The sequence below is a fragment of the Pedobacter sp. genome (assembly GCF_965249885.1).
Taxonomy (GTDB): Bacteria; Bacteroidota; Bacteroidia; order Sphingobacteriales; family Sphingobacteriaceae; genus Pedobacter.
On sequence record NZ_OZ252254.1, the window covers coordinates 1,109,136 to 1,123,127 of the forward strand.

12 protein-coding genes are annotated in these 13,992 nt (G+C 37.4%); 4 read left to right on the plus strand and 8 right to left on the minus strand.

The features are described 5' to 3' along the window. Positions 1 to 67 precede the first annotated feature (67 nt). Positions 68 to 1,876, plus strand: a complete 1,809-nt coding sequence (gene uvrC, locus ACY2A0_RS04720) for an excinuclease ABC subunit UvrC (RefSeq protein ID WP_461788408.1) — start codon at positions 68 to 70, stop codon at positions 1,874 to 1,876. A gap of 133 nt (positions 1,877 to 2,009) precedes the next feature. Here uvrC and porN read toward each other — a convergent pair whose 3' ends face one another. From porN to ppnP, 8 genes are all read right to left on the minus strand, one after another. Beyond that, entirely contained in the window at positions 2,010 to 2,954 is a 945-nt protein-coding gene (porN, locus tag ACY2A0_RS04725) for a type IX secretion system ring subunit PorN/GldN (protein ID WP_461788409.1), read from the minus strand. Between the two features lie 73 nt (positions 2,955 to 3,027). Then, positions 3,028 to 4,551 carry a type IX secretion system motor protein PorM/GldM gene (gene porM, locus ACY2A0_RS04730; protein WP_461788410.1) on the minus strand — a complete coding sequence of 508 codons (1,524 nt, stop codon included), beginning with the start codon at positions 4,549 to 4,551 and terminating at the stop codon, positions 3,028 to 3,030. Between the two features lie 38 nt (positions 4,552 to 4,589). Further along, a complete protein-coding gene (gene porL, locus ACY2A0_RS04735) occupies positions 4,590 to 5,396 on the minus strand; it encodes a type IX secretion system motor protein PorL/GldL (protein ID WP_461788411.1) in 807 nt (268 codons plus the stop codon). A gap of 48 nt (positions 5,397 to 5,444) precedes the next feature. Then, positions 5,445 to 6,767 (minus strand): T9SS ring complex lipoprotein PorK/GldK, encoded by a 1,323-nt coding sequence (porK, locus tag ACY2A0_RS04740; protein ID WP_461788412.1) that lies wholly within the window; start codon positions 6,765 to 6,767, stop codon positions 5,445 to 5,447. A 349-nt stretch (positions 6,768 to 7,116) separates the two neighbouring features. Further along, positions 7,117 to 7,887 carry a uroporphyrinogen-III synthase gene (locus tag ACY2A0_RS04745; RefSeq protein ID WP_461788413.1) on the minus strand — a complete coding sequence of 257 codons (771 nt, stop codon included), beginning with the start codon at positions 7,885 to 7,887 and terminating at the stop codon, positions 7,117 to 7,119. Between the two features lie 14 nt (positions 7,888 to 7,901). After that, positions 7,902 to 8,852 (minus strand): DUF4271 domain-containing protein, encoded by a 951-nt coding sequence (locus tag ACY2A0_RS04750; protein ID WP_461788414.1) that lies wholly within the window; start codon positions 8,850 to 8,852, stop codon positions 7,902 to 7,904. A 1-nt stretch (position 8,853) separates the two neighbouring features. Next, positions 8,854 to 10,584, minus strand: coding sequence for a BamA/TamA family outer membrane protein (locus ACY2A0_RS04755; protein WP_461788415.1), 1,731 nt, complete (start codon positions 10,582 to 10,584; stop codon positions 8,854 to 8,856). A gap of 34 nt (positions 10,585 to 10,618) precedes the next feature. After that, positions 10,619 to 10,900, minus strand: coding sequence for a pyrimidine/purine nucleoside phosphorylase (ppnP, locus tag ACY2A0_RS04760; RefSeq protein WP_461788416.1), 282 nt, complete (start codon positions 10,898 to 10,900; stop codon positions 10,619 to 10,621). A 113-nt stretch (positions 10,901 to 11,013) separates the two neighbouring features. On the opposite strand from ppnP, the gene hemW reads away from it, so the two are divergent. The 3 genes from hemW to ACY2A0_RS04775 all read left to right on the plus strand — a co-directional run bounded on the left by hemW (position 11,014) and on the right by ACY2A0_RS04775 (position 13,949). Next, complete coding sequence (hemW, locus tag ACY2A0_RS04765; protein WP_461788417.1) at positions 11,014 to 12,150, plus strand: radical SAM family heme chaperone HemW; 1,137 nt, start codon at positions 11,014 to 11,016, stop codon at positions 12,148 to 12,150. 9 nt (positions 12,151 to 12,159) lie between these two features. Further along, entirely contained in the window at positions 12,160 to 12,945 is a 786-nt protein-coding gene (locus ACY2A0_RS04770; RefSeq protein WP_461788418.1) for an SDR family oxidoreductase, read from the plus strand. 125 nt (positions 12,946 to 13,070) lie between these two features. Then, entirely contained in the window at positions 13,071 to 13,949 is an 879-nt protein-coding gene (locus tag ACY2A0_RS04775) for a cupin-like domain-containing protein (protein ID WP_461788419.1), read from the plus strand. Positions 13,950 to 13,992: the final 43 nt, after the last annotated feature.

Here is a 13,992-nt window from a genome sequence, read left to right on the forward strand (position 1 = left end):
CATTTCCTCGTCTGATAGCTAAGAATGAAAATTTAAATCGTTTTTTTAGTTTAAATTTGTAACCGTAATGAGCAGTTTTGATTATAAAAAAGCAATAAAGGATATCCCACACAAACCCGGAGTTTATCAATATTTTGATGCTGATGATCAGTTGATTTACATTGGAAAAGCGAAGGATTTGCGCAACAGGGTAAGCTCCTATTTTGTACAGGATAAACAGCTCAACGGAAAAACCAGGGTGTTGGTCTCCAAAATCAGGCGTATTCACTTTACCATTGTTGATACAGAGATAGATGCTTGGCTGTTAGAGAATAGCTTAATTAAAAAGCACCAGCCTCGCTACAATATCATGCTGAAGGATGACAAAACCTATCCATGGATTGTCATCAAAAAAGAACCGTTTCCACGAGTTTTTTCCACCAGAAAGATGATTAAAGATGGATCTACCTACCTTGGCCCATATGCCTCTGTAGGGATGATGCATACCATCTTAGGCTTAATTAAAGAAACCTACACCTTAAGAACCTGTAACCTACCTTTAACAGAAGAAAATATCAATGCAGGTAAATTCAAAGTCTGCTTGGAATATCAGATTGGCAATTGTAAGGGTCCATGCCAAAACTATCAAAGCAAAGCCGATTACGAGCAAAACATCTCAGAAATTAAAGATATTTTAAACGGTAAAATTAGCAGTGTAATTAAAGAGGTAAAACAAGTAGTAAAAACCGCTGTTGAAGATTTAAATTTTGAATTGGCTCACAATTACCAGCAAAAGCTCAACGTGCTAGAAAAATACCAAAGCAAATCTACCGTTGTAAGCAGTGCCATTACAAATGTAGATGTAGTGAGCATAGCTAGCGATGAGCGCTACGCTTTCGTAAACTACCTGAAAGTAATGAATGGCAGTATCATACAAACGCAAACTATAGAAATTAAAAAGCGCTTGGACGAAAGTGATGAGGAACTGCTTTCTATAGCTATCGCTGAATTTAGGACAAAGTTCAAAAGCACATCACGAGAAATCATTGTCCCTTTTGAAATTCCTTTAGACGACCAAAATATTAAGTTAACTGTTCCTAAACTTGGTGAAAAGAAAAATCTACTTGAACTTTCGGAAAAAAATGTGCTTTTCTTTAAAAAGGAGAAGCTCAACCAATATGAAAAACTAAATCCAGAGTTAAGAACTGAACGCCTCTTAACACAAATGAAAAACGATTTGCGACTGACTCAGTTGCCGCATCATATTGAGTGTTTTGATAACTCCAATTTTCAGGGGAAATATCCAGTTTCAGCTATTGTAGTATTTAAGGATGCCAAACCAAGCAAAAAAGATTATCGCCACTTTAACGTAAAAACTGTAGAGGGCCCCAATGATTTCGCAACCATGCAAGAAGCCGTTTACAGACGTTATAAACGTATGTTAGATGAAAACCAACCTTTGCCTCAGTTGATCATCATTGATGGTGGTAAAGGACAGCTTTCATCGGCGGTGAGCAGCTTGAAAAAGTTAGGTATTGATAAAAAAGTAACTGTTCTTGGTATCGCTAAAAGGTTGGAAGAACTTTTCTATCCAGGCGATAGCCTGCCTATGTATCTCGACAAAAAATCGGAAACACTGAAAATTATACAGCAGCTAAGAGACGAGGCACACCGTTTTGGTATTACTTTTCACCGTAAGAAAAGAGATCAGGGAACTTTAAAAACTGAATTGGAAGAGATAGAAGGCATTGGGAAAAATACCGCTGATAAGTTACTTAAGCAGTTTAAATCAGTCAAGAAAATTAAGGAAGCCAGTGCAGAAGAGCTTTCCACAATCTTGAATAAAAAACAAGTGTTAACCTTACTAAGGTACTTCAATCAAACTGACGAAATCTAAAGATTAGTTTAAGTCATTAAAAGATAAGCCATTGGTTTTTATAAGCAAAAAGAGCAAATCATTAACGATTTGCTCTTTTTTATTTCATATTTTTTTTATCTAAGCTTACATAACCTACAGGCTTATAGCGCTGCTAATATTCCCAAAGGCCCTGCTCCATATCAGCCATTTTTTTCTTGATGCGCTCGCTCTCCATCAAACGTTGACGAGGATCGCCAATTAAATCTTTTACTTTATAATCTCCTACATTTGACTCTTTAACGATATGACTATAGAACAAACGATGTACAAAAAAATCATCCATTGTTAATGGAGAAGAATCATTCAATGGATTGAACAACTTCTTAGCCGCCAACACGTCTCTAGCGTCTTCATAAGCAATCCAAAATACTGGCTGCCAGTCTTTAGTTTGATCATTTAACTTCAAAGGAGCAAGAGCTACGATGCGTGGTTCGAATACGCCTCTTTTACCATCAAAAACCCAATCTTCCTTAATTCTAAATTTCAAAAATAACGCAGGGTTAAATTCTCCAGCTACTTGAGTAACGGTACCTGTTTTATTATTAGTAACGTTTACTGTACCGTTTGCCAATCTAATTGCTTCAGTAGTATCCAAAGGAAAACCAAAGGCATCATCATCTTCTAAAGTAGTTGGGTTTTTCGGATTATACGCTGTTAACTCTTCGTTTTTGATATGATTTAACAGCACCTCAATTAACCTCGCTTTTGGATAATTAAGTACACCATTAATGGTATCACGTAAGTCAATATCTCTCCAAACACGTTTCCTGTATACGATATCTTCCATCTTAATTACAGGCAAAAAAGCTTTCTCAGTCGCCATCGAATCACTCACCGCTGCTAGGTCTACGGCATAGCCATCCCTCGGTCTTGCTTTTGGTGCTTTTTTTGGCTTTTCTGTAACTGCAGTTTGCGGAGCAGCCTGTACAGGCGCCGGCGTTGTAACCGAATTGGTTGCAGCAGGCTTCTTAGCTGGAGTAGTCGACTTTTTCTTTTGAGCAAAGCCAGCAATTGCGAGAGCCATTAAAAAAAGCAGTGACAACGTAGTCTTTTTCATCTCTATTATTTTTTTGTTTTTTGATGAGCCAATTTAATGTCGAAATTCAATCATTAAATTGACTCTATCATAATTATTTTACAGTAAATACCAATGCTGGCAATACTTTTTGTCTTCCATCAGGACCTTGAGAAACAATCTGATCGAAAATTACTCTTGTTCCAGGTGACACTGCGTTGATAGCGCTTCTAACGGCACCTGTGAAGTTGCCTCCTTGTCCAGATATGGTAATCGCATCAGAACGTGGTTTAATTACCGTTAGTTCAAATCTTAAAATTTTAAATTTAACGTCAAATGGGAAATCATCTAAATCAGCTTCAATTTCCGATTCGCTCTTCAATTGTACCGAAGCAATATCGCCACCGCCGTAACCGCCAACTTTCGCAACTGGTGCTGGTATCGCTTTTACTCTGAATTTAGGTGCTCCTAGATTAACCGTCTTACCATCATTAGTACCACTAACGTTTATGGATACTTCTTTTCCTACCAATGAGCCAGGAACGTTAATCATATACTTACCGCCACTACCACTTAATGAGCCACCACTAATTGTAGCATTCACACTTGGAAAACCAGGTGCCGAGATAGTAAACGGATTTGGAATACCTGCGTAAATAACATTCAGCTTATCAGAAGAAACTGTTGCCGAAGGCGCAGCTACTTGATAGGTTTGAGGTTTAGTTTCGTAAGTTTTGATATTTCCGTTTCTCTCTTTCACCCTAATTGTACCCTTCCACGTGAAAGTTCCAACACTGCCAGTACCCCCGGTGTATACACCCTTACCTTTATCTGTCGGCACTTTACTACCATTCACACTAATGTCAGGTGTAGATTTCGAATCACTTGCGGTTAAATAAATCTCCGCTTTATAAGGCTGACCTTGAATAACGTAAGAAGTAGGTGCTACTGCCACGGCTTCAAATTGGTCAAGCACAACAATTGGTTTATCAGCTAAAATTTTATTGATGATATCAGCTTCCATGTTTTTAGCATCGTTCTGAATCATTGTCAAAATAGTTCTAAATGCAGCCAATGGCACACCTTCACCAAAGTTATTTCCAGTCCAAGTTTTAGGCTCGCCTGCTTTAGGTTTTGCTGGATCTAAGGCTTGCAACATAAACGTTGGTTTTCCTTCATCAGCTTGCAATAGTGCAGCTAATTTCTTACCTGTTTCATTTATCTTAGCCTGCAACTTCTTACCCGCTTTGTTCTCTGCATCACTTCCCATGATGTTTTGCCCAATATCTAGGTTGTTCTTCTGCACCAAATCGCCATTTTCGTCAAATCCGTCTGCAGCAATTTTCTTTTGAAGATCATCGATATATTTAATCAGATCTTCTCCAATTTTTTGCGCTTCTTTTGCTCTATTAAGCTTCAACAGATTATCGCCGCTTTCTTTGGCTTTGGTGCTTTCGTAATTTCTTAAAAGTTGAGTAATGTTATTTCCAACGTTTTCTTTGGATGTATTTAAGCTATCATTAATATTTCTGAAAGCTTTTAATACCAAATCCGAAACGTTAAGGGCAAGCATAGCTAATAGTACCAAATACATGATACCAATCATCTTCTGCCTTGCCGTTTCCTTACCTCCTGCCATATTATCTTAATATTTTATATGTTAAATAATATGACTAATTAAGCACGTGGTTGGTTCATAGCCGTTAACATATTGCCATAAATAGCATTTAACGACGAAAGATTTTTTGCAAGCTTACCAACTTCTTCTTTAAACTGTTTAGAATCCTCCATCGAATCGTTGAAGTTATCCATTGTTAAAGCTAGATTTTGATAAAATTTATTCATTGACTTTAAATGAGCACTTGAGTCTTGTAACTCTAACTCATAAACTGCGTTTAATGCAGATAAGTTTTTCGCTAAATTGTTCACTTGCTCATGATAAGCTTTAGAATCAGCATTGCTAGCACCTAGCTCAGCCAATTGCGCCGTAGCTTTATCAAAAGCAGTATTCATATTTCCAAGACTATCGCTAGCTCCTTTTACTTTTGCAGTAAATTCGTTTGTTGCCATTGAAGCATCAGCTACATTTGATATACCTGCAACTTTATCGCCAAAAGTGCGTAAACCGTTTCCTAAGCTTTCGATTAATTCCGGTCCAATTTTTTCGTTAACTAATTTATCCAAAGCACTTGTAGCGCCACCTCCGCCTATAGCCGCTTGTGGTATAGCATCTATTGGGGTTGGTTTACCATCTTTGCGTAATTGAGGATAAACTTTATCCCATTCCACATCTGGGTGTGGAGGAAACAAACCGCCGATTAAAAACAAAAAGGCTTCCACTCCAAGTCCAACACCAATCATGATACTTCCCCAAACACCCCCCAAGTGAAGGATTTTAAATAATGCACCTACAATTACAATTGCCGCACCAACAGAGGTTGCAAGATGCAGTTTCGCTTCATTTGTAGCATATTTTCCAGCCATAGTTCTTAATAGTTAATTTCTTGGTTTATTAGTTTATTTACGTTTGTTTTAATTCAAAATGTTATTTCCTGGATAAGCAGACACACATCTAAATCCGATGTAAGATCTTGGAATATCCTGATATTCATGTTGTGCTACGGAGTTCTGAAGAAAGAATCCGATATCTTTCCAAGATCCACCCTTTACAACCTTACGTCTGCCCCTTCTAAAAATTGGGTTTTTATCTTCTGGAAGTGAAGTATTGTAAGAATTTAAAGTCCATTCAGCCACGTTACCAGCCATATTGTACAACCCATAATCATTTGGCAGATAAGCTCTAGCTTCAACAGTGTATAATGCACCATCATCCGCATAATTACCTCTACCCACTTTAAAGTTGGCTTGTAAACAACCTTTAGCATTCATAATGTACGGACCACCCCAAGGGTACTTAGTCTGGGTTCTGCCACCACGTGCGGCGTATTCAAACTGCGCCTCGGTAGGCAAATCATATTTTAACCTAGAATTAAGCGGAAATTTTCTTTGGCGAGCTACGTTTTCGTAGAACTGAGTACGCCAATTACTGAAAGCTCTGGCCTGATCCCATGTAACGCCTACTACAGGATATTTATCATAAGATGGATGGTTAAAATAAGCTTCCACCATTGGATCATTATACTCATAAGTGTAATCTTTCCTCCAAACCAATGTATCAGGATATACCATTACCGATGGGTGTTCATTAATTCGGCCAGGTGTTGGACTGTCAGTATAAATGTCGTAGTCATCTATACGCTGTCTGTTAGGAGATGCAGAGTTTTCCAAAGCCATATCGGTATTTTTCTCTACATAAGCGTAACGCAAAAGTTTGATATCAATATCCTTATCGTTTCTACCATGAGTAAAATTCGACAAGTTATCATTGATATACATTGCCTTAAGCTTGGTTTGAATATCGGGCTTTTTATTACTCCAAAGATTAGAGCCATTACCTACTTTCCTCCAGTCAATTACTTTGAATTTCTGAGCTCCAGCCGCGGCATTTCCTTTAGGCTTAATAAAATAATCGTCAATATTTCCTTTTGTAATGGCAATTGAATCTCTAACCCAGTTTACAAACTGCCTGTATTCGGCATTCGTAATTTCGGTTTGGTCCATGAAAAAAGGACTCATAGAAACCATTTTACTTTGTTTACCCTGATAGAAGGTAATATCTTCATCAGTCATACCCAAAAGGTTCCTCCCGCCAGGAACGTAGACCATTCCTAAAGGGATTGCGTTATTTTTAAATTTTCTGTTATAGGCTCCCACCAATTCCCCCTGACCACCTTTTCCGCAGCTAGAAAGCAGCAAAACTACCAGGGAAATTGCAAGAAAGTAAAATTTCTTCATATGTTGTCTAAGCAATTTTATAGCAATTTTATCAATTAACATTGAGATTAACAACTATTAGCACAAAAAAATCCACACTTTTTGCGACAAAATAATTTATTAACATTTCGTTTTTGCTAAAACTACAAGTTTTAAAGTAAAAATAGTTTGCACTTGCGCAATCAAAAAATCGCTAAATACCTTTAAATTAACGTTGAAAAGCATTTTTTTTGTCCAATTTTGATTTGCCAGTACATGTTAACGCCGGCGTTTTAGATTTATTGCTTCAACGATTAAAAACAGAAATGTTTTTGTAAAAAAAAATGATAACCAATTGCTTCTCAATACCTAAAAATAGGTATTACGCAAATTACTTGTTTGATTTTTTGATGTAGTTCTCTAACGCCATAATCATAGACGGTGCTTCAGGATTAGGGGCAGCAATATCCACAATTAATCCCTTATCAGCTACAGCTTTCTGCGTATTTAAGCCGAAAGTTGCAATTCTAGTATTGTTTTGTAGAAAATTGGGGAAATTTATATACAACGACTGAATGCTCGACGGACTGAAGAAAGCTAACACGTCATAAAACACATCTGCCAGATCTGACAAATCACTTACTACGGTTCTAAACAGTACAGCAGGAGTTACATCATAGCCATTTTTTTGAAGAAAATTCATTGTATCTTCAGTAGCAACATCTGAACAAGGGTATAAAAACTTTTCGCCAGCATGTTTTTTCAGAACCTCAGCTAAATCAGCGGCAGTTTGTTTACCGAAAAATATTTTACGCTTTCTATATTGTATATATTTTTGCAAATAAAGCGCTGTAGACTCCGAAATACAGAAATATTTAAGGTTAACTGACACCTCAAATCTCATCTCCTCACAAATTCTAAAGAAGTGGTCAACGGCATTCCTACTTGTAAATACAACTGCGGTATAATCTGCTAAATTGACTTTCTCTTTTCTAAAATCTTTTGCCGGAACACCTTCTACATGTATAAATGAACGGAAATCGATTTTTAGATTATACTTCTTTGCTAAATCAAAATAGGGTGACTTCTCAGTTTCTGGCTTAGGTAGCGTTACCAGTATACTTTTAACCTTACGTAATCTGTCTTCTTTATTTTCTTGCATTTCCTAAATAGCACTTAAAAACCTATTGCCTTGATTAATATCAATATAGGGCAAATTTCGAGGGTGCAAAAATACAAAATTAAATACAATTTTGGAAACCTATACTGCGATAAAATATTTACACCTGCCCTTAAGAACTGAAAAACGAAAATCAAGACCAATGCCGAAATGCCTAATACGATGTACGCTAACTCATATTTTTTGGCAGAAAGCGCAAATGCAATAATGATAGGAATAAATAATAATGAGGCATTAAAATAACTTAAATATAATATAGATATGTATTGATGAAGAGGTTTTTGCAAATCAAACACAAAGCCAATTACCCTTAGGAAAACTATTTTTAGCAGATATAGGGAAATCACGCCAACCGAAATGCTGATAAAAAAACTGAATCCTCCTTGTGTTGCTTTAGGCAGGCCCTGGTGCTGCGCTGCCAGATAAAAAAACATGCCAATGGTAAATCCAAATTGAATAAACAGCAACAAAAACGACCACGAAGTAACCAAGTTGTCTTCCTTATTTAAATTACTTAAAGCCCTGTTACTGTAGAAAGACTGCACCACTGCGGAAAGCTGTTTACCAAAAGCATTTTTTAACACTGCAAACAGGACCAAGAGAAATGCAATAATTGCTAAAATCCAAATGTTGCCCTTTGGTAATGCATCGCCTTGTTGATAAACGATATTCTCCTTACTGTTCGCCAGGCTAAGCATATCGTTAAGTGAGAAAACTCCAAAACCATAACCTTTACTCAAGCTATCTAACCAATAAGCCTGAGTAAGCGAATCTCGAATTTTTAATATTTGTGGCGTTAAAGTATCTATTTTAACTACAGTAGAACTATCCAGTTGAAGGCTATCCGTTAACCTCATGGTTTGAGCAGTATCAACGTTCATGAATTGCGCATGAGCACCTATAGATATTCCGAACGCAAAAAGGATAAGCAAAAAGTTCTTTAGCATATTAAAACAATGCAGTAATTCCAATATGGATTTTACCTTGGCGCAAATTTAAAGGATTATTTTGTTGTTTACCTAAAGCATAACTAATGGATAGTATTCCTAAGTTGGTTTCAAAGTTAATTCCGGCACCAAAGCCTAAAGGAAAATCAGTTGATTTGAGCTGAGATGTCTCGTATCTTAAATAACCATGATTGTAAAACAAGAACAAAAAAGAATTTTGCTCTAAAAGATAGCGCAACTCTACATTCGCATACGTGTAGGCAGTTGCCAATAAGGAAAGCTCATTAAACCCTCTCAAACTTTTTTGCCCTCCTAGTCTAAAAACTTCATTCGCTAAAACGTTTTTACTACTCAAAATCCCAGTTTGGTTAGAAAATGCGGCTACCAATTGTTTTGACAAGAGCGAATAATAATTTACGTGACTAAACCATCGATAACTGGTGCTACTTGCTGGGATACTTTGATACAGCGCCTGCGGAATAGCTGCATTTTGTTTGATCTTTTTGTTGCCCACTGCAACGTTTGCTTCAATGCTGTAACCTTTTTGCGGATTAAACCTATAATCCAAATATTCCAAATTCAAACCTAAGCCGTAAAAAGTCGTATTAGCATCAAGGATGGGCGGCAGCGATGTAGCGTTTTGATAAGCTTGAACGCTAGACAGACGAGTTGACCTACTCTCAACAAAAAACTGGAAGGAGTTGTTGCCTTTAAGCAAATAATTAAATCCTAATTTGGTATCTAAGTTCAAGAAAGAAGTATCTTGTTTGTATAAATATAAACTTGGTGCGATTCCGAAATCGGTACTAAATAGATGAGGAACTACCGCTTTAACATCTAACAGCTGACTTTGTTGCGCAAGCCCTTGATAGTTGAAATTAAGCTGTTCACCACGTTTAAACGCATTTTGCAAATTCAACTTTAAGTTGCCGACAAGTTGGTTCTTTCCAGTTAGGGCATTTTGCTGCAGACCTACAATACCGTCAAATTGACTAGCATCCTTCTTATCAGCAAAAATTCTAATGATCGCTCTCTCATTGGAAAAATCGATTTCTGTAGGTTTTAGCATTTGCAAAAAAGGCAACTCCCTTAAACGACTTTCAATTTGTTTGATCGATTTTTCGTTATAATTGAAACCACTTTTGGTATTGAGGTAGGATTGAATATATTTCTGCGACAACTGTGCTGAACCAATTACCTGAATTGTATCAAATAAAATTTTCTGGTTAGGCTTTACTTGTAAGCTAGCTTCTACGCTATTACTATCTAACACAATTTGTTGTAAGCTCAAACTAGCGAATGGATAACCCGAATTTTCGTAATAATTTAAGAGCCGCTCAAATAACAACTTTAAATTTTCCAAGTTAAATACCGTATACTGGTAATTGGTGTCTTTAAATCCTATTTCTTGCTTTACAATTGAGGACAAATTTCCTGAAGAAAGTTTTATCCACCGAAATTGCTGATGAGGCTGTATAACGATGGACGCTGAATTTCCTGAAAAATGAATTGATGATATTTCTGCCAGCAAATACCCCTTAAATTGCATCTGAGCTAAAACTTTCTCAGCTTCTTTATAAACGGACGTGCTATCTTTTACCTGCTTCGCATAATTTATATTTTTAAATGCATTACCTGAAGTAGTAGGCCAAAGCATATCGATTTTATAGCCAGTTTGCGCCATGCAATTGATCGCAAAGCAACAAGCGACAAAAAGGACTATGCATCTCATACACTTTTACAAATCATCAAACGACATCAGAAAATTACAATCCGTATTTACAATGATAAGCTACGTGAACGGTTACTTTTACCTTGAACGAGGAATCAGCTTCTACTTCAAACTGCGCTCCAGTTTCATAAGTTTTCCAAACATCTTCACCTGGCAGCCATACCTGCATTTCACCTTCAACAATATACATCACTTCATGCGTAGAAGTTCCAAATTCGTATTCGCCCGGAGCAATAACACCTACCGTAGATTTTCCGTTATTATTGTAACCAAGCGATTTCACCGCACCATCAAAATATTCGTTTAAAGCTATCATGAAGCTAATATATGAACATCAAACTACAAAACCCCCATTATTATTAGATTTCCAGGCTACGCTTACAGCATTTTTGAAGCCACTATCTTAAATTTTAAGTATAACTTTGCAATATGGCCGGCATCTATATCCATATTCCATTTTGCAAAAAAGCTTGCACTTATTGCGATTTCCACTTCACCACTTCTACTAAATATATGGCGGAAATGGTGGATGCAATTTGCAAGGAAATTATCTTGAAGCAACATAGGCTAGCAGGACAAAAAATCGGAAGCATTTACTTCGGTGGCGGCACCCCTTCAGTATTACCGACAACCGCCTTGCAACAAATTTTCAGCACCTTAGAAAAACACTTTTCTATAGCAAGTAATGCCGAAATCACTATTGAAACCAACCCCGATGATTTAACTGCAAAAAAAATAGCCGACTTTAGAACTTTACCCGTCAACCGTTTCAGCATCGGCACACAATCTTTTTTTGATGACGACTTGCTTTGGATGAACCGTGCACACAATGCTAATGAAGCAGTAGACAGCATAAAGCGAAGTCAGGATGCAGGATTTGAAAACTTGACCATCGATTTGATTTATGGTTATCCTCTACTAAACGATGAGAAGTGGAAATCGAACATCAATACCGCCGTGGAACTACAGATTCCGCATTTATCGGCCTATTCCCTAACAGTAGAACCCCGTACGGCATTGGCGAATGCCATTGAAAAAGGCAAACAAAAAAGAATAGATGACGAACAAAGTGCTGCCCAGTTTTTAATGCTGATTGACCACCTTTCTACCAAAGGTTTTGAACATTACGAAATATCAAATTATAGCTTACCTGGACATCATGCGGTACACAACACCAATTATTGGAAAGGAGTCCCTTACTTAGGTATCGGCCCGTCTGCACACGGCTTTGATGGAGATAATAGATTCATCAATATTGCCAATAATGCGAAGTACATGGAATCTTTGTTTGCGGGATCCCTACCAGAAGAGGTGGAATTTTTAACGCCAGAAGATAGATTTAATGAATACATAATGACCTCCTTAAGAACAATGTGGGGTATTAATCTTCAAGAGATAACTTCAAAGTTTGGAAGTAATTTTGCCGATCAAACTAAAAAACAGATTGAGCCGTTTATGGCAAAGGGTCAGTTAATTCATGACAATGGTTCAATCAAATTAACCCATACAGGTAAGCTATTTGCGGATGGTATTGCTGCAGCACTATTTGCTGAAGACGATTATTAATTTAATAGTATGAAAGATAAGGTAATTTGGATTACAGGCGCATCATCAGGTATTGGCGAAGCCTTGGTTTACGAGCTAAATGGCGCAGGCGCTAAATTGATTATATCGTCCCGTAACCGAGATGAACTTTTTCGCGTAAAACAAAAATGCCGTAACCAAATAGATGTTCATGTACTTTCGCTGGATTTAGAAAGCAAGAATACGCTCCCGGACAGCGCAACGCAGGCACTACGAATTTACGGGCATATTGATATGCTGATTAACAGTGGAGGAATTAGCCAACGTGCCTTGGCGCTTGAAACAGATTTAACAACCGAGCAACGCTTGATGGACGTCAACTTTTGGGGAACTGTAATTTTAAGCAAGGCAGTTTTGCCACAAATGATGAAGAGAAATACCGGCACAATTGTTTGCGTAAGTAGTTTAGTGGGGAAATTTGGTACGCGTTTGCGTTCGGCCTACGCCGCCTCAAAGCATGCGTTACATGGCTACTTTGAATCGTTAAGAATTGAACTGGACAATCCCAACATCCATATTATGTTAGCTTGTCCGGGCTTTATTAAAACCAACGTAACCTTAAACGCATTAACGGCAGATGGCAGCAAGCAAGGCACTATGGACGAAGCCCAAGCCAACGGCATGACGGCCCAAGAATGTGCGAAACAGCTAATTAAAGCTATTGAGCAACGAAAAGATGAAGTATACATTGGTGGGAAAGAAACTAAAGGCGTGTTGCTAAAACGATTATTTCCCGGTTATTTTGCCAAAATAATTAAAAAAGCCAAGGTCACATAAAAGCTGATTTGCATCATAATATTCACATTTTATTGGCATGTGCATACAGCTTAATGTTTTTAATACGAAATTTACATCTTTTAACTTTCTGTTAAATTTAATTAAAGGTTTATCGCAGCATACAAATGAGCTTTATATTAAAACCTGTCGACACTGTTGAACACATCAGCAAAGAAGACTTTAAAAAGAATTATTTAGATCCTAAACGACCTTTAGTGATTAAAGGTTTAACAAAAGATTGGCCTGCCAGAGAAAAGTGGACGACTGACTATCTTAAATCAATTGCTGGGGATGTAGAAGTGCCCCTATACGATAACTCGAAGGCAGATCCCAGCAAACCTATTAATGCGGCAGTGGCCCACATGAAATTTGGCGAGTACCTTGACCTGATCAAACGTGAACCAACAGAGTTAAGGATTTTCCTATTCAACCTTTTCAAAAAAGTTCCTGGTTTAATTAACGATGTAAAAATTCCAAAAGATTTAATGGGTGGAGTAATGGAAAGTATACCTGCAATGTTTTTTGGAGGTTCAAATTCTGAGACTTTTTTGCACTACGACATTGACCTGCCGAATATATTACATACGCATTTTGGAGGTAGAAAGCATGTGATATTGTTTGATTACAAATGGAAAAAACGACTTTACTGCTTACCAAATGCTACCTACGCTCTAGAAGATTACAACGTGGGCAATCCTGATTTTGAGAAATTCCCCTCGTTAAATGGCGTTGAGGGATACGAAGTAATTTTAGAGCATGGAGATACACTATTTATGCCGATAGGCATGTGGCACTGGATGAAATATCTAGATGGTTCTTTCTCATTAAGTTTGCGTGCTTGGGACCAGTCCATTCCAGGAAAAGCGGCTAGCTTATGGAGCTTATTTAGACACGGCGCCGTGGATAGCTTACTTAAAATGGCTTTTAAAGCTCGATATGCCAGTTACAGAGAGAAAATTGCTGTTAAAAGAGCTGAAAATGCTTACGCTAAGGGCAGACTTTAACCTCATTTTGATATAAAAACTATAGCGGGGCATCATTGCGATA